The organism is Stenotrophomonas sp. YJH_SMC_79 (assembly GCF_059367995.1).
Genome location: NZ_JCAFRK010000006.1, coordinates 248,860 through 265,652, shown reverse-complemented (window position 1 = coordinate 265,652; position 16,793 = coordinate 248,860). Strand labels below are relative to the sequence as shown.

General features: G+C 68.0%; 13 protein-coding genes. 9 read left to right on the top strand and 4 right to left on the bottom strand.

Annotated features, from left to right (window positions below; all coding sequences use genetic code 11):
- Positions 1–6 precede the first annotated feature (6 nt).
- Both AC5P57_RS20635 and AC5P57_RS20630 read left to right on the top strand, forming a co-directional pair.
- The gene (locus AC5P57_RS20635) at positions 7–1,266 is read left to right on the top strand and encodes a sensor histidine kinase (RefSeq protein WP_005407896.1); all 1,260 of its coding nucleotides are present in this window, start codon (positions 7–9) and stop codon (positions 1,264–1,266) included.
- A complete protein-coding gene (locus AC5P57_RS20630; protein ID WP_099552553.1) occupies positions 1,256–2,026 on the top strand; it encodes a LytR/AlgR family response regulator transcription factor in 771 nt (256 codons plus the stop codon). Before AC5P57_RS20635 ends, AC5P57_RS20630 begins: the two co-directional genes overlap by 11 nt.
- Positions 2,027–2,105: 79 nt before the next feature.
- On the opposite strand, the gene AC5P57_RS20625 is transcribed toward AC5P57_RS20630, so the two are convergent.
- Positions 2,106–2,720, bottom strand: coding sequence for a hypothetical protein (locus tag AC5P57_RS20625; protein WP_049432369.1), 615 nt, complete (start codon positions 2,718–2,720; stop codon positions 2,106–2,108).
- A 309-nt stretch (positions 2,721–3,029) separates the two neighbouring features.
- On the opposite strand from AC5P57_RS20625, the gene AC5P57_RS20620 reads away from it, so the two are divergent.
- On the top strand, positions 3,030–3,959 hold the full coding sequence (locus AC5P57_RS20620; protein WP_262235245.1) for an oxygenase MpaB family protein: 930 nt from the start codon (positions 3,030–3,032) through the stop codon (positions 3,957–3,959).
- Positions 3,960–4,070: 111 nt separating this feature from the next.
- Here AC5P57_RS20620 and AC5P57_RS20615 read toward each other — a convergent pair whose 3' ends face one another.
- The gene (locus AC5P57_RS20615) at positions 4,071–4,658 is read right to left on the bottom strand and encodes a TetR/AcrR family transcriptional regulator (RefSeq protein ID WP_142807158.1); all 588 of its coding nucleotides are present in this window, start codon (positions 4,656–4,658) and stop codon (positions 4,071–4,073) included.
- Positions 4,659–4,791: 133 nt separating this feature from the next.
- On the opposite strand from AC5P57_RS20615, the gene AC5P57_RS20610 reads away from it, so the two are divergent.
- Entirely contained in the window at positions 4,792–6,006 is a 1,215-nt protein-coding gene (locus tag AC5P57_RS20610; RefSeq protein ID WP_262235246.1) for an MFS transporter, read from the top strand.
- Positions 6,003–7,175, top strand: a complete 1,173-nt coding sequence (locus AC5P57_RS20605) for an MFS transporter (RefSeq protein WP_262235247.1) — start codon at positions 6,003–6,005, stop codon at positions 7,173–7,175. Before AC5P57_RS20610 ends, AC5P57_RS20605 begins: the two co-directional genes overlap by 4 nt.
- 141 nt (positions 7,176–7,316) lie before the next feature.
- Here AC5P57_RS20605 and AC5P57_RS20600 read toward each other — a convergent pair whose 3' ends face one another.
- Positions 7,317–9,428: a M13 family metallopeptidase gene (locus tag AC5P57_RS20600; protein WP_099552558.1), complete on the bottom strand. Its 2,112-nt coding sequence runs from the start codon at positions 9,426–9,428 to the stop codon at positions 7,317–7,319.
- Between the two features lie 176 nt (positions 9,429–9,604).
- On the opposite strand from AC5P57_RS20600, the gene AC5P57_RS20595 reads away from it, so the two are divergent.
- A complete protein-coding gene (locus tag AC5P57_RS20595; protein ID WP_099552559.1) occupies positions 9,605–12,667 on the top strand; it encodes a bifunctional diguanylate cyclase/phosphodiesterase in 3,063 nt (1,020 codons plus the stop codon).
- Between the two features lie 95 nt (positions 12,668–12,762).
- Here AC5P57_RS20595 and AC5P57_RS20590 read toward each other — a convergent pair whose 3' ends face one another.
- Complete coding sequence (locus AC5P57_RS20590) at positions 12,763–13,644, bottom strand: LysR family transcriptional regulator (protein ID WP_262235249.1); 882 nt, start codon at positions 13,642–13,644, stop codon at positions 12,763–12,765.
- 96 nt (positions 13,645–13,740) lie between these two features.
- On the opposite strand from AC5P57_RS20590, the gene AC5P57_RS20585 reads away from it, so the two are divergent.
- The 3 genes from AC5P57_RS20585 (at position 13,741) to AC5P57_RS20575 (ending at position 16,742) form a co-directional block, all read left to right on the top strand.
- Positions 13,741–14,151, top strand: coding sequence for a DoxX family protein (locus tag AC5P57_RS20585; protein ID WP_262235250.1), 411 nt, complete (start codon positions 13,741–13,743; stop codon positions 14,149–14,151).
- A gap of 31 nt (positions 14,152–14,182) precedes the next feature.
- On the top strand, positions 14,183–14,974 hold the full coding sequence (locus AC5P57_RS20580; RefSeq protein ID WP_142807165.1) for a dioxygenase family protein: 792 nt from the start codon (positions 14,183–14,185) through the stop codon (positions 14,972–14,974).
- A 118-nt stretch (positions 14,975–15,092) separates the two neighbouring features.
- Positions 15,093–16,742, top strand: coding sequence for a Na+/H+ antiporter (locus AC5P57_RS20575; protein ID WP_099552563.1), 1,650 nt, complete (start codon positions 15,093–15,095; stop codon positions 16,740–16,742).
- Positions 16,743–16,793: the final 51 nt, after the last annotated feature.

The window sequence follows — 16,793 nt, the reverse complement described above, 5'->3', positions numbered from 1 at the left end:
GCCGCCGTGTTCGCCAGCCTCTCTCTCCTGATCCGCCACCTGCTGGCCTGGGCCGCCGCGCTGGTTGTCGCCGGCATGGTCTGGAGCGGCATCTTCAGCGGCATGAACGATGGCCCGGGCTGGGTGTTCGGCCTGCTGGCGATGTTCCTGATGATCTCTGCGCTGGGCAGCGCGATCACCCATGTACGCCGGGTCTGGCTGGTGGCCGGCCGGCTGGATTCGACCACGCTCTCGGGCCGCCAGCGCCGCCAGGTGGAACTGCCGATGGACGCCGGCCAGGCCTACGCCGTGGTGGAAGCGGCGATTGCCGAACTTCCGCGCGTGGAGGATGTGGAAAGCTCGGCCGGCAGCCTGCAGGTGCGCGCCTACGTGCGCCGGGTCGACCTCTGGAATGGCCGACAGCCCTCGCGCTGGAACCTGCCGGCGCGGCTGGCGATCAAGCGCAACAGCGTGCTGGCCACGGTCACGCCGGGGCAGGGCACCAGCACCGTCACCCTGTTGTTCGAACCGGATGCTGGCTGGTGGGCCGACCTGCTGGCGCTGGATGAGGGCAGCAACTTCGAGAACGCCGAAGCGGTCACCCGCGCGATCAGCCGCCGCGTGGCCGACCAGCGCCGCGATGAGCAGGCGGCGGCCGAGCAGACCCAGGTGGAGAAGGAACTGTCGGTCGCGCGCTTGAACCTGCTGCACGCGCAGGTGGAACCGCACTTCCTCTACAACACGCTGGCCAACGCGCAGGTGCTGACCCGCACCGATCCGGCGCGCGCCGAACAGATGCTCGGCCACCTGATCCAGTACCTGCGCAGCTCGTTGCCACAGGTGGATGAATCGGTGTCGACGCTGGGCGTGGAGCTGGAGCGCACGCGCGCCTACCTGGAGATCCTGCGCATCCGCATGGGCGCGCGGCTGGCGGTGGAAGTGCAGGTGCCGAATGAACTGCATGGCGTGCACCTGCCGGCGATGGCGCTGCAGACGCTGGTGGAGAACGCGATCAAGCATGGCCTGGAACCCAAGCCAGGCGGCGGCACGATCTGGATCCTGGCGCGCGGTTTCGATGACCACGTGACGGTAACCGTGGCCGACGATGGCCTCGGCTTCGGACAGGGCACCAGCGGCACCGGCATCGGCCTGAAGAACCTGCGCGAGCGCCTGCGACTGACCTGTGGCGAGCAGGCTGGCGTGGCGATCGTCGCCAACTTCCCCAGCGGTGTGGCCGCGACCATGACCTTGCCGCAGACACACAAGGAGCGCAGCCATGCCGCTTGAAGCCCTGATCGCCGAAGACGAGGAACTGCTGCGGCAGTCACTGGTGGAACAGCTGCACCGGTTGTGGCCGGAACTGAAGCTGGTGGCCGAGTGCGAGGACGGCGCCAGTGCGCTGGAGCAGCTGGCCGAGACGCAGCCGGACATCGCCTTCCTCGATATCCGCATGCCCGGCATCAGTGGCATTGAAGTGGCGCGTTCGCTGTCCGAGCTGAGCCCGCGTACCCAGGTGGTGTTCGTCACCGCCTACGACCAGTACGCCATCGACGCGTTCGAGCAGGGCGCGATGGATTACCTGCTGAAGCCGGTCAGTGACGAACGCCTGCTGGCGACGCGTGAGCGCATCCTTTCGCGGTTGCCATCGACGCGTCAGGATGACGCCGTGCTGGAACGCCTGCTGCAGCGGCTGGGCCCAGCGCAGGGCGCTGCCGAACGCCCGCCGCTGGCCTGGATCACCGCCAGCAACGGCCGCGAGACGCAGTTGATCATGCTGGAGGACGTCGCTTACTTTCGTGCCGACAACAAGTACACCACCGTGGTGACTGCCGCAGGTGAGAGTCTGTTGCGCACGCCGTTGCGCGAACTGCTGGAAGTACTCGACCCGCAGCACTTCCGCCAGATCCACCGCTCGACCATCGTCAACATGAAGGCGGTGGCGGCGGTCAGCCGCGACGATACCGGGCGCGGTGTGCTGCGGCTGCGGGGTCGCACGGAAACACTGGTGGTCAGCCAACCGTTCATGAGCCTGTTCCGCGGCATGTGATCCACGCAGGCTGCTGAAAGAACAATGCCACCGTGATCGCGCACGGTGGCATTGTGGGTCCCCCCGCTTCCCTCAAGGCTCAGTAGGCAGGTTGCAGTGTCAGGTCGTGGTGGTGCTCGTTCTCGCCCACGTGGTTGAGGCGGCCGACCAGTTCGGAGTGCTGCTTCATGCGCCCGATCTCGGTCATGATGCGGATGTCCTCATGGCGCAGTTCGCGCTTGGCGGTGACCGCCTGCTTGTAATCGAGTACTTCCGGGTAATGCTCGGCCAGGTCCAGTGCCTCGGCCACGTGCTCGACACTGTCGGCCTTGGAGCTGATGCGGGCGCGGCTGTTGAAGGCCTTCATCCAACGCTCGAAACCGGCAGTGCGGTCGAACATGTTGGCCATGAACCAGATCACGAACAGGATCGAGATCCATGAGCCGAACACCACGACCACGCGCGTGAAGGTGATGTGGTAATCGTCGCGCCACAGGTAGTTGGTGATCAGGCCGAGGATCAGCAGCGAGGCCGCCTGCCAGCCGACGATCGAGGCGATCAACCACTGGCACTTGGCCTGGGCCAGCACAGCCACTTCATCGCGGATCTGCTGCTCGCTGAGGCTGCGCCAGTGCGCGACCTGTTTTTCGAACGGGCTGCTGTAGAGCTCGTTGTCGCGAAGCAGTAGTCCCAAACCCTTGAACAAAGCAATCATGGCTGGCTCCTTGTGGAACGTGCGTCGATCAGCGTTGGACGGTGTGGCGGGTTCAGTTCTAGCACTTCCAGCGAGCCGTGCAATGGGCGCAATGCCTAGCGGCATAAGGGTTTTGTCTGAATGGGTGAATGTTGGTGCATTGCAGCATCGCGGTCGCAGCCTGCGACAGGATGTCGCAGGGTGAAATGTGCTGCGGCCGCACATGAAACCGTGGCTGAGCGCGGAGACTCGCCGCCAGCGTCGTGATCGCCCAGAATCGGGGCCGACCGCGCAACGCGTGGCCGTACTTCCGCCTTTCCTGGACCTGTGATGCCTGCTCTGCTGCAGCGACTCTCCCGCCCCGTCACCGCGCCGATCCGGCGCTGGGTGCTGGAGGCCTTCCCGCGTGGCCAGAGTGGCATCGATTACGACCACCCCCTGGGTGACCGGGGCTGGTTCGGCCCGGACAGCGTCACCTGGCGGCTGCATGCTGAATTCCCTTCGATGCTGGCCGGTGGCCTGTGTGCGCTGATGCTGCAGACCCTGCATCCGCGGGCGCTGGCCGGGGTCTACGACCACTCCAATTTCCGCCAGGACCTGGTGGGGCGCCTGCGTCGCACCACCGCCTTCGTTGCCGGTACCAGCTATGCGCCCAGCGGCGAGGTGGAAGCGCTGGTGGCCAAGGTGCGTCGCATTCACGCGCAGATCCGTGGCCAGACCGCACAGGGCGAGCCGTATGCTGCTGATGATCCGCAACTGCTGACCTGGGTGCACGTAACCGAGGCCTTCGGTTTCCTGCAGGGCTTCCGCCGCTACGGGCGCGAGGTGCCGGAGCACATCGCCGATCGCTACTACGACGAGTACCGCTGCGTGGCCGAGGCACTGGGCGCGGTGGATGTGCCACGCAGCGAAGCCGAAGTGGCGGCGTACTTCTGTGCACGACAGCCGGAGCTGCGTGTGGACGAGCGCTCGCGGGAAGTGCTGGAGGTGTTGTCCGGGGTGCGCCTGCCGGTTCCGGTGCCAGGGCTGTCGCGAGAGGTGTTCCTTGGCGCGGGTGCGGCACTGCTGCCGGACTGGGCCGAGGGCATGCTGGAACGCAATGGCCGCCAGCGTGCGCAGGCCGCAGCCTCTGCGAAGCTGATGCAGGGCATGGCGCCGCTGTTCCGCCGCGCGCTGCCCGATGGCCTGGCCAGCCGCGCCTGCGCACGCATGAGCGTGCCGGTGGAAGTCCTGCGGGAGTGGCCCGAAGTGCTCCGGTAGGTACCAACCTTGGTTGGCACGCGTTTCGCGCGATGCTTCAGAAGCGCCAACCGAGGTTGGCCTCTACCAGAGCGGATTCCGCCGTAGATCCACGCCATGCGTGGATGGGCCTTACCCGCCTACCTTCAACCCGCGCAACAGCATCTGAAGCGCGGCCGTCGCCTGCCGCAGGCGCGCATCACCCTCCTCCCCTTCGGCGATCCAGAACGCGGCCTCGGCCAGGCTGCCGTAGATCAATGACGCCAGCGCCTGCGCATCCACCGGCGCCACCACGCCCTGCGCGATCATCTGTTCGATCAGGCGCTGCATCGAATGCACGCAGTGGCGCTGCGATTCCGGTGAGGCGCCACCCAGCACCGCGCGCGCGTCGCGCAGCACGATGCGCTGGATTTCCGGTTCCAGCGCCATCTCCAGGTACGCGCGACAGCGCTGCACGAAACCCTCCCAGGCATCGTCGGCGCCGTCGCTGATCGCCTGCAGGCGCAGGTCGGTCTCCGCGTCCAGCTGGGCGACCACCGCTGCCAGCAGGCCCTTCTTGTCGCCGAAGTGGTGGTAGAGCGCACCGCGGGTCAGTCCGGCCTGGGCGGTCAGGTCGTCCATCGAGGTGGCGGCATAGCCATGTTCACTGAACACCCGGCGGGCGGTGGCCAGCAGGCTGGCGCGGGTTTCTTCCATCTCGGCGCGGGTGCGGCGGACCATCCTGAGCTCCTTACATACGCAGTGCATGATTATTTACATACGACACGTATGAATGTAGCCTCTTATTCATACGCTCTGTATGTATTGTCGTGGCGCCGGGTGCGCCAGGCAAGCCGCTGCCCTGGAGATCCTGATGGCCACCCCCTACCGCGACCTGTTCGCCGCCCCCGGCACCACCGGCCTTGCCCTGGCCGGGTTGCTGGCCCGCCTGCCGCTGCCGATGACCGGCATCGGCATCATCACCCTGCTGTCGCAGCTGCGCGGCAGCTATGCCCTGGCCGGTGCGGTGTCGGCCACCTTCGTGCTGACCTACGCGCTGCTGTCACCGCAGGTGTCGCGTTGGGTCGACCGCCACGGCCAGGGCAGGGTGTTGCCGTGGGCTACCGCGGCCAGTGCCACCGGGCTGCTGGTGTTGCTGGTCTGCACTGTACTGCGGGCGCCGGACTGGGCGCTTTTCGTCGCTGCCATGCTGGCTGGGTGCATGCCGAGCGTATCGGCGATGGTGCGCGCACGCTGGACCTCGATCCATCGCGGTCGCCCGCAATTGCAGACCGCGTATTCGCTGGAAACCGTATTCGACGAAGTCACCTTCATCGCCGGGCCGCCGCTGTCGGTCGGGCTGTCGGTGGCGGTGTGGCCGCAGGCTGGCGTGCTGGCGGCGGCCCTGTTGCTGGTGGTCGGCATCGTCGCGCTGGTGCTGCAGCGGGGCACCGAACCACCGCTGCAGGCTCTCGATGCCGCAACACCGCGACGTTCCCTGCTGCGGCAACCGGAGATCCGCCTGCTGGCGTTGCTGATGCTGGCGATGGGCGTGATCGTCGGCACCGTCGACATCACCAGCGTGGCGTTCGCCGAGCAGCGTGGGCAGCCGCTGGCCGCCAGCGCGGTGCTGTCGGCCTATGCGCTGGGCAGCTGCGCAGCGGGCCTGCTGTTTGGTGCATTGAAACTGCAGGTGCCGTTGCGGCGCTTGCTGCTGCTCGGTGCAGCAGCCACTTCGATGACCACGCTGCCGCTGCTGTGGGTCGGCAGCCTGCCTGGACTGGCCGTGGCGGTGCTGCTGGCCGGGGTGTTCTTCGCGCCGACGATGATCGTGGCGATGTCGCTGGTCGAACAATGCGTGCCGGCAGCACGGCTCACCGAAGGCATGACCTGGCTGCTGGCGGGTCTGAACATCGGTGTCGCGCTGGGTGCGGCGGTGTCGGGCCAGGTGGTCGATGCCGCTGGCGTGCGCCCGGGCTTTCTGGTCGCGCTGCTCGCGGGCGCCTGCGTGCTGCTGATCGCCGTGCTCGCGCAGCACGCACTGCCTCGAACGCGTGTACCGGCCAGTGTTGCGGAGGCCACGCGATGAACGCTGCTTCGCCTGCACAGCCCGCGACTGTGCTCCGTCGCCCATGGATGGCGGTGTCGGCGGTCGGCCTTGCGACCTTCGCAGTCGTCACTACCGAAATGCTGCCGGTCGGCCTGCTGACCCCGATCGCTGATGACCTTGGTGCGTCCATCGGCACCGCCGGGCTGATGATCTCGCTACCGGCCCTGCTGGCGGCGCTGTTTGCGCCGCTGGTGGTGATCGTTGCCGGTGGCATCGATCGTCGCCGCATCCTGTGCGTACTGCTCGGCCTGCTGATGGTGGCCAACATCGCCTCCGCGCTGGCGCCGGGCATCGCCTGGCTGCTGGCCGCGCGGGTGCTGGTAGGGTTCTGCATGGGAGGTATCTGGGCCATTGCTGGTGGATTGGCCGCGCGCCTGGTGCCGGCGCCTCGCATCGGCCTGGCCACCTCGATCATCTTCGGCGGCGTGGCCGCAGCGTCGGTGCTGGGGGTGCCGCTGGGTGCACTGATTGGCGACGCGCTGGGCTGGCGATTCGCGTTCGCGGCGATGGCGCTGTTCAGCGCGGCGGTCCTGCTGCTGCATCTTGCAGTGCTTCCCGCGTTGCCGGTGGCGGCGTCGGTACGGCTGGCGCAGTTCGTGCAGCTGCTTGGCCACCATGGCCTGCAGCGCGGCCTGTGCCTGACCCTGTTGCTGGTAGCGGGTCACTTCACTGCGTTCACCTATGTACGCCCGTTGCTGGCCCTGCAATCGGGCGTGGATGCTGCCTGGATCGGCGCGCTGCTGTTCGCCTATGGCATGGCGGGCATGGCGGGCAACTTCATCGCCGGGCCGCTGGCCGCACGCCATCCACGCGGGGTGCTGGTGGCGATCGCGTGCGGGTTGCTGCTGACGCCGTTGTTGTTCCTTTGGCTGGGCAGCACGCCAACCGGCGGCATTGCGGTGCTGCTGCTGTGGGGCCTGGCCTATGGCGGTGTATCGGTGGGCCTGATGAGCTGGATGATGAAAGCGGTGCCGCAGGCCGTGGAGATCGCCACCGCCTTGTATGTGGGGGTGTTCAACATCGGCATCGCGCTGGGGGCGTGGGCCGGTGGCCGGCTGCTGGATGGCATGGGCCTGCACGCGAATCTGTGGGCTGCGGCCGGGCTTGCCATGGTCGCCACGCTGGTGATCGCCACAACGCGCCGGTAGATCCACGCCATGCGTGGATGGCTTGTAGGCTTGTAGATATGCCGACCAAGGTTGGCACCCACCAGAGCGAGGCATGTGCCAACCAAGGTCGGCCGCTACCGGAAATGAAACGGGCGCCTTGCAGCGCCCGTTCCGGTTACATCACCACACCTTGACCCGCTTGTCCGGGGCCAGGTACAGCTTCTGGCCTTCCTTCACTTCGAACGCCGGGTACCAGGCGTCGATGTTGCGCACGGTCAGTGCGCGGAACTGGCCCGGTGCATGCACATCGGTCAGCAGCGAGTTGCGCAGCGCCTGCTCGCGGCTCTTGCTGCGCCACGCCTGGGCGAAGCCGAGGAAGAAGCGCTGGTCCGGGGTGAAGCCTTCCAGGGTCTGGCCCGGCTTGCCCTGCAGCGACAGCTGGTAGGCATCGTAGGCAGTGCCCAGGCCGGCCACGTCGGCGATGTTCTCGCCCAGGGTCAGCTTGCCGTTCACATGCACGCCCGGGAACGGCTCGTAGCTGCTGAACTGCGCGGCCAGCGCATCACCGGCGGCGTTGAACTGCTTCAGGTCCTCGGCGGTCCACCAGTTGTGCAGCTTGCCGGTTTCATCGAACAGCGCGCCGGCGTTGTCGAAGCCGTGGCTGATCTCATGGCCGATCACCGCGCCGATCGCACCGTAGTTCACCGCGTCGTCGGCGGCGCCGTCGAAGAACGGCGGCTGCAGGATCGCGGCCGGGAACACCAGGCGGTTCTCCAGCGGCACGTTCATCGCATTGATGGTCTGCGGCAGCATCGCCCATTCGCCGTGGTCGACCGGCTTGCCCAGCTTGGCGATGTTGCGCTGGTACTCGAACAGCTCGGCGCGCTGTGCGTTGCCCAGCGCGTCATCGCGACGGATCTCCAGGCCGGTGTAGTCGCGCCACTTCTCCGGGTAGCCCATGCCCACGGTCAGGCCGGCGACCTTGGCCTTGGCATGTGCCTTGGTCTGCGGCGACATCCACGACAGCGCATCGATGCGCTTGGCGAAGGCGGCGATGATGTTCTTCGCCATCTCGTCCGCGCGTTCCTTGGTCTTCGCGTCGAAGTGCTTCTCGACGTAGCGCTTGCCGATGGCCTCGCCGACTGCATGGTTGGCATCATCCACGGCGCGCTTCCAGCGGTCGCTCTGCTGCGGCGTGCCGCTCAGCGCGGTGCCATGGAAGGCGAAGCGGGCATCGGCGAACTTCTTCGGCAGGTAGGCGGCGGCACGGTCCAGTGCGTGGAAGGCCAGGTAGTCCTTCCAGACGTCCAGCGGCTCGGTGGCGACCAGCTTGGACAGGCCGGCCACGGCCTTGGGCTGCCACACGATGAAGTCCTGCTGCTTGCCCAGCGCGGCTGCATCGAGGAAGGCGTTCCAGTCCATGCCCGGCGCTTTGGCATTGAAGTCGGCCTGGGTCCACGGATTGGCACCCTTGGTCACGTCGTTGGTTTCTTCCTGGGTGGCATGCGCCTGCGCGATCCTGGTCTCCAGAGCGAGGATGCGCTGTGCCTTGCCGGCCGGGTCGGCAACGCCAGCCAGCTGCAGCATCTGCGCGATGTAGGCCTGGTATTGCTTGCGCAGCTCGGCCATGCGGCCGCCGCCCAGGTAGAAATCGCGGTCAGGCATGCCCAGGCCACCCTGGACCAGGTAGGGCGCGGTACGGTCCGGCTGCAGCATGTCCACCGACACCCACAGGCCGAACAGGCGGTCGGTGTAGAAGTTGGTGGCGTTGAGCAGGTCGACGTCGGCGCGCATGTCGCCGCCGAGGGTGCGGGCCAGGCCGGCCTTGTCGGCGATCGCATCGATCGCCTTCAGCTGCGGCTGCAGCGGGGCGATGCCGTGCTGCTCGATGCCGGCTTCGTCCATGTAGGCGGCGTAGTAGTCGCCGATCAGCTTGTCGTCACCGCTGGCCTGCGCGTTGCCGGCCGCGCCTTCGAGGATGGCGCGGGTGTCGGCCAGGGTCTTCTCGGCAATGACGTTGAAGCTGCCGAAGCGCGAACGGTCGGCCGGAATTTCGGTGTTCTTCACCCAGGTGCCGTTGGCGAAGCCGAAGAAGTCATCGCCGGCCGCGATGCTGCGGTCCATGCCGCTGGCATCGAAGCCGAAGCTGCCCAGCATCGGCTTGGCCGCAGCGGGTGCAGCTTCGGCGGGCTTGGCGGTGCCAGCGGCCGGATCGGCCGGACGGTCGCAGGCAGCCAGGGACAGGCTGGCAACGATGGCCAGTGCCAGGGTGGGACGGCGCAGCTTGGACATGGACTTCTCTTGCAGCGGAAAACCCCAAGTCTAATCCGACGCGGTCCGGCTGGCCGTCCCTGTGGCCGGCCGGTCCTGTGCAGGATCTGGCTGAACGCGCCGAAGCGATCTTCACGCCGTCACCGGGGTGGTGCATGCTGGGCCCTGGAGCCCTGCGCGGACACGGGGAGGTGGCCATGCAGGACGGGGTCAGGCGTCAAGAATGGCGTTCGCCGGCCGTTGAGGTCGGGGATGTGGAGGATTCGTTCGCGCATGAAGCCAGCCGACTGCACAAGGAAGATCGACCGATGCCCGCGTTGAAGCGGGCGTTGGCCCGTCCGTTGCGCGCCATCACCTGGGGCGGCGTGCTGCTGGGCCTGTTGCTGGTGGCCGGATTGGCCACCATGCTGGCCAACGACCATCACCGCCGCCTGGAGGCCGCGCAGCGGCAGAGCCGCGCGCTGGCGGTGGGCAGCGAGCGCCTGCTGGCGCTGGAGCTGCGCAACCTGGAGCGGGCGATGTCCGGCATCGCTGCCGATGCCGCTGAACTGTTCCGCAGCGTGCCGGCGCAGGCGCCGGCACTGCTGGATGCCGCTGTCGGTGGCGTGCTGCGCCGCCACGCTGAACTGCACAGCATCGTGGTGCTGGACAGCCATGGCCGCGCCCTGACGGCCGGCAAAGGTGACCTGAACCTGCCGCTGTGGACCGACCCGCAGCGCCGCGGCCTGGGCAGTTCGCTGTATATCGGCCCGCCGCTGCGCGCCAGCGATGGTGGCTGGGTGGTGCCGCTGGCGTTGCCGATGGCCGGTGACCGCTGGTTGCTGGCGCGGCTGCGCTGCGGCGAACTGCAGCGCATCGTCGGCGGGCTCGATGTTGGCCCGAACGGGCTGGTTTCGATCAGCGATGCGGAAGGCTACATGCTGGCCCGCGTGCCAGACCCGCACGGCACGGTCGGTCGCCGCTACGATCTTCCGCACCGCGACCTGCTCGGCAAGCAGGCCGTGGTCGAGCTCGGCAGCCTGCCCGGCGTGGTCGATGGTGTGCCGCGCATCACCACCATCAGCACGCTGGAACGCAGCCCGCTGGCGGTGCAGGTCGGCCTGGCCGACGAAGACGTGCTCGCGCCCTGGTGGCCGTACCTGCAGGCGTCGGTGGCGATCGTACTGGCCTATATCGCGGTGTTGCTGGTACTGCTGTACGCCGTGCGGCGCAGCACCCGCAGCCAGCAGGCGATGGCCGAGGAACTGAAGACGGGCCACGCCGAGCTGCGTCTTGCGCACCAGGTCGGTCGTGTCTGCACCTGGTACGTGGATGAGGACGCCGCACTGCTGCGCTGGTCGCCGCTGGCGCGCGAGATCTTTGGAGTGCAGACCGATGCCCTGCCGGTCGCCGATTTCTTTGCACGGGTGCATCGCGATGATGCCGCGCGCCTGCAGCAGGCCTTTGACCAGGCCTTCGCCGGCGGTGCGGTGCTCGACCAGGTGTTCCGCCTGGTGCTGCCCGGGGGTGAAGTGCGCTGGGTGGGGGCCCGCGGACAGCGGGTGGAAGTGGCCGACAGCGAACGGCGCATGATCGGCGCGCTGACCGACCTGAGCGAACGCTACCAGGCGCGCGAGCAGATGAGCGAAGTGGAGCGCCGCTTCCGCCTGTTGTTCGACCGCAACCCGGCGCCCTTCTGGGTGTTCGATCCGGACACGCTGCGCTTCATCGAGGTCAACGACGCTGCGGTGCGCCAGTACGGTTACAGCCGCGAGGAATTCCTGGCGATGAGCATCCTCGACATCCGTCCGCGCGAAGGCTGGGACGAAGTGAAGGGGGCGATCGCCAAGGCCCGTGTCGGCGAACTGCAGGACGCCACCGTGCGCCTGCACCGGCGCAAGGATGGCAGTGTGTTCGAAGTGCGCGCGCACCTGTCCAAGCTCGATTTCGATGGTCAGCCCGCCTGCCTGGTGCTGGCCGAGGATGTGAGTGAACGGCTGGCCTACGAACGCGACCTGGCCTACCAGGCGCGGCACAACCCGGCCACCGGCCTGCTCAACGTGCGTGCGCTGACCGACCAGCTGGATGAGCAGGACGAGGGCTATACCATCGCCTTCGTGCAGTTGCGCGGCCTGCAGCTGGTGGCCGATACGCTGGGACGCGAGATCGGTGATGCGGTGCTGCAGTCGATGGCGACCCGCCTGGGCGGGTTGGGCGCGCGTTGCGGCACGCTGGCCTTCCAGCCGGCGGAGGACTTCGTGTTCGCCATCGGTGCCGGGCACGATACCCAGCGCGTGCTGGACGACCTGCTGCAGATCGTGTCGGCGCCGATGCGCGGCAAGGATTCACTGCACCAGTTCGAGCCGCGCATCGGTGTGGCCGTGCACATTGCCGGCGACGGCCACAGCGCCGAGCAGGTGATCGGCATGGCTGCACAGGCCGCGCATGCCGCGCGTGCCGAGGGCAACGTGGTGGTCTGGTTCGACGCGGCAGTGACCACGCGCCTGGCCGACCGCCTGCGCCTGGCAGGGCGCATCCATGCGGCCATCGACAACGAATTCCAGCTGTATTTCCAGCCGATCCGGCACGCCAGCGATGGCAGCCCGGCGGCACTGGAGGCGCTGCTGCGCTGGCCACAGGCCGATGGCAGCTTCATTCCGCCCAACGAGTTCATCCAGCTGTGCGAGGAGACCGGGCTGATCCTGGCGCTGGGCCGCTGGGTGATCCGTGCGGCGGCCAAGGCGCAGCGGCGGCTGGTCGAGGCCGGCTGGGGCGAGCTGCCGATCGCAGTCAATGTGTCCGCCGTGCAGTTCTTCAACAGCGACCTGGTGGCCGAGTTCACCCGCGCCCAGCAGGAGTTCGGTCTGGCCCGCGGCGCGCTGCACGTGGAGTTGACCGAGAGCAGCCTGATGCGCAAGCCGGCGCAGGCGATGCAGACCATGCAGCGCCTGCACGAGCAGGGCATCAGCGTGTCGCTGGATGATTTCGGCACCGGCTATTCCAGCATGTCCTACCTGCAGCACCTGCCGCTGGACATCCTGAAGATCGATCGCAGTTTCGTTGCCGATGTGGAAACCAATCCACGCAATGCCTCGATCTGCCGCGCGCTGTTGTCGCTGGGCCACAGCATGGGCCTGACGATCATCGCCGAGGGCGTGGAGACGCCGGGGCAGCTGGACTGGCTGGCCGCACACGGCTGCGACCAGGTGCAGGGCTACCTGCTGGGGCGGCCGGCGCCGCTGGAACGGATCATCGATGCGCTGGATGAGGTGGCCGCCTAAGTGGTAGTGCCGGCCGCTGGCCGGCATTCGCCCAGGACCGGGATGTGTCTGATTGCCGGCCAGCGGCCGGCACTACCGGCAAACGCCAGGCTCGGCTACACCCCGGCCTCCACCAGGTGGTCGATGAAACTGCGCACCTTCGGTGCCAGGTGGCTGCGGCTGGCATAGACCGCGAAGATGCCGATCGGCGCGGCCTCCCATTCGGGCAGGATGCGCACCAGGCGGCCATCGGCCAACGCATCCTGCAACAGGAAGTCCGGCTGCAGGATCACCCCCATGCCTGCAATCGCCGCTTCGCGCAGCACGTCGCCGTTGTTGGCATGCAGCAGGCTGCTCACCGCCACCTTCACTTCTCCAGCGGGCCCCTGCAGCGGCCAGTGATCACCGGCGGCCCAGTAGCTGTAGCTCAGGCACGCGTGTGCCTGCAGGTCCTGCGGGGTCTGCGGGGTGCCGTGTGCGGCCAGGTAGGCCGGCGCGGCGCACAGGCTCACCCGCGATTCGCCCAGGCGGCGTGCGATCAGCGTGGGGCCGGGCTCGCGGGTGATGCGGATGGCCACGTCGTAGCCTTCCTCGACCATGTCCACCAGGCGGTCGGACAGCGCCAGGTCCAGTTCCACCTGCGGGAAGCGTTCGCGGTAGCTGGCCAGCAACGGGCCGAGGCGGGCAATGCCCCAGCTGACCGGCGCGTTGATGCGCAGCGTGCCCGAGGGCTCCAGCGCCTGCGCACCGATGCTGGCCTCCAGCGCGTCGAACTCGGCCAGCAGGCGCACGCACTGGGCGTAATAGGCGGCGCCGGCACTGGTCGGGCTGACCCGGCGCGTGGTGCGGTGGAGCAGGCGGGTGGACAGGCGCTTCTCCAGCGCCGCGACCTGGCGGGTGACGCCGGCGGTGGACATGTCCAGGGCCTGGGCGGCGGCACTGAAGCCGTTGCGCTCGACCACCGCCACGAAGACCCGCATCGCATCGAGGGTATCCATTGTTGCGTCTTTTGAAATAAATACGGTCAAACCATCGTATTTATCAGTCCGTGAAGGCGCAATAACCTGTGCCTACTCCCTTCAAGGTGCTTTCCGATGCACACCACGACCGCTCCTGTTTCGCCGCTGGCACCGTATGGCGCCACCCTGCTGCGCCTGGCCCTGGGCGTGCTGTTCCTGGTCCATGCGCTGACCAAGCTGCTGGTGTTCACCCCGGCCGGTACGGCGGCGTTCTTCGAATCTCTGGGGCTGCCCGGCGTGCTCGGCTACCTCACCATCGCCGTCGAGCTGACGATCACCGCCGGGCTGCTGCTGGGCATCTACGCGCGCTGGGTGGGCCTGGTTGGCGTGCCGCTGCTGCTGGGCACCATCGCCACCGTGCACGGCGCCAACGGCTTCGGCTTCGCCAACGCCGGCGGCGGCTGGGAATATCCGGCCTTCTGGGCGCTGGCGCTGGTGGTGCTGTTCCTGGTCGGCGACGGCAAGTGGACCCTGCGTTCGCGCTGATCGTCGCCTGATCCTGCAACTGGAGAATTCCATGTCCCGCCTGCCTTCGCTGTACATCTCGCATGGTTCGCCGATGACCGCCCTGCATCCGGGCCAGGTTGGCGTGCGTCTGGCCGAGCTGGCGCGCGATCTGCCGACGCCACGCGCCATCGTGATGGCCTCGGCGCACTGGCTGGGCCGGCAGCCGCTGGTCGGTGCGCATCCGCAGCCGCCGACCATCCACGATTTCGGCGGCTTCCCGCGCGCGCTGTTCGAACTGCAGTACCCGGCGCCAGGTGATCCGGCGCTGGCCGAAGAGGTGGCCGGCCGCATCGCCGCCGCCGGCCTGCCGGTGGCGCTCGACCCGCAGCGTGGCCTCGACCACGGTGCCTGGGTGCCGCTGCGGCTGTTGCGCCCGCAGGCCGACATCCCGGTGGTGCCGCTGTCGATCCAGCCGCTGCTCGGGCCCGAGCATCAGTTCGCGCTGGGCCGTGCGCTGGCGCCGCTGCGCGAACAGGGCGTGCTGCTGGTCGGCTCGGGCAGCATCACCCACAACCTGCACGACTGGGGTGACTACCAGGACGGCAAGGAAGCGCCTTACGTGCGGCCCTTCATCGAGTGGGTGGAGCAGCGGCTGGCTGCCGACGACCGCCAGGCCCTGCTCGACTATCGCCGGCAGGCACCGTTCGCCGAGCGCGCGCACCCGACCGACGAGCACCTGCTGCCGCTGTTCTTCGCGATGGGCGCGGCGGGCGAGGGCGGCTTCGGTGCACGCCGCATCGATGCCGGCATCGACGCCGGTTTCCTGGCCATGGACCTGTACCGCTTCGATGGGGCGGCATGAGCCGGGGCTGACGCCGGGCCATCCCCGTCGTCGCGCCTGCAGCCGCATGTGGTAGTTTTTTCCGGGTTTCCGGCGCTGGCCTTCCGAGCCTCCCCACGCGCCGCTTCCTGGAAGAAGCATGCATACCATTGAAGTCGTCCTGGCGATGCTGGTGGCCGTTGTCGCCAGCGGCTACCTGGTTCGCGTCCTGCCGTTCTCGTTGCCGCTGCCGCTGGTGCAGATCGGGCTGGGCGCGGTCATCGCCGGGGTATTCAACCGCGGCCATGCGCTGGAGCCGGAAGTGTTCTTCCTGCTGTTCCTGCCGCCGCTGCTGTTCCTCGATGGCTGGCGCATTCCCAAACAGGGCCTGTTCCGCGACAAGGGCGCAATCCTCGAGCTGGCGTTCGGCCTGGTGGTGTTCACCGTCATCGGCGCCGGCTTCCTGATCCATTGGCTGATTCCGGTGATGCCGCTGGCGGTGTGCTTCGCACTGGCGGCGATCGTGTCGCCGACCGATCCGGTGGCAGTCGGTGCGATCGCCTCCAAGGCGCCGATTCCCAAGCGCCTGATGCACATCCTGGAAGGCGAGTCGCTGCTGAACGATGCGTCCGGCCTGGTCTGCTTCCGCTTCGCGGTGGCCGCAGTGATGACCGGCACCTTTTCGCTGGCCACGGCCTCGCTGACCTTCGTGTGGGTGGCGGTGGCCGGCCTGGCGGTGGGCGTGGCGGTCACCCTCGGTGTGTCGACCTTCCAGCGCTGGCTGTGGCGCCGCTTCGGCGAGGAGCCGGGCGCGGCGATGCTGGTCAACCTGCTCATTCCGTTCGCGGCCTACCTGCTGGCCGAAGAGATCCATGCCTCGGGCATTCTCGCCGCGGTCGCCGCCGGCATCGCGATGAGCTATGTCGAGCTGACCGGCCGCGTTTCCGGCAGCATGCGCGTGCAGCGCGCCGGGGTCTGGAACATGCTGCAGTTCAGCTTCAACGGCATCATGTTCGTGCTGCTGGGCGAGCAGCTGCCGGGCATCGTCGAGCGCGCCACCACCACCATGAACGAGAGCGGCCACCAGAGTGCGTGGTGGCTGCTGGTGTACGTGGTGGTGATCAACCTGGCGCTGGTGGTGCTGCGCCTGTTGTGGGTGTGGCTGTCGCTGCGCTGGAACCTGCTGCGCGCGCGGCGCCGCGGCCTGGAGCGCGGCGAGGCACCGAACTGGCGCATCGTGGTGGCCACCTCGGTGGCCGGCGTGCGTGGTGCGATCACGCTGGCGGGTGTGTTGACCCTGCCGCTGTTCCTGCCCGATGGCAGTGCGTTCCCGGCGCGTGACCTGGTGATCTTCCTGGCCGCGTCGGTGATCCTGTTCTCGCTGCTGGGCGCCAGCATCGCGCTGCCACAGCTGCTGAAGGGCCTGCAGCTGCCGGCCGATTCAGGCGAACGCAAGGAAGAGGACCTGGCACGCCGGCTGTCGTCGAAGGCCGCTCTGGCCGGGGTCGAGCGCATGCGCCAGCAGCTGGTGATGAACCAGAACACCGAGAACGTGCAGCTGTACAACGACGCTGCGTCGCGGGTGAGCCTGCTGTACCAGCGCCACCTGGAGCGCGACAGTGATGGGCCCGACGTGGACCCGGAGAAGGTCCGGCGCATGGAAATGGGCTACCGCCAGCTGCGCAGCGCAGGCCTCAATGCCGAGCGCGAGGAGCTGTTCCGGTTGACCCGGCGCGGGGTGATCTCCGACGAGATCTCGCGGCGCCTGATCCGCAACCTGGACCTGCTGGAATCGCGCAAGCGCGAATGACGCTGCGGTCGGGCGGCGTCGATCGGGGTCAGATCCCTTTCCGCAGGAAGG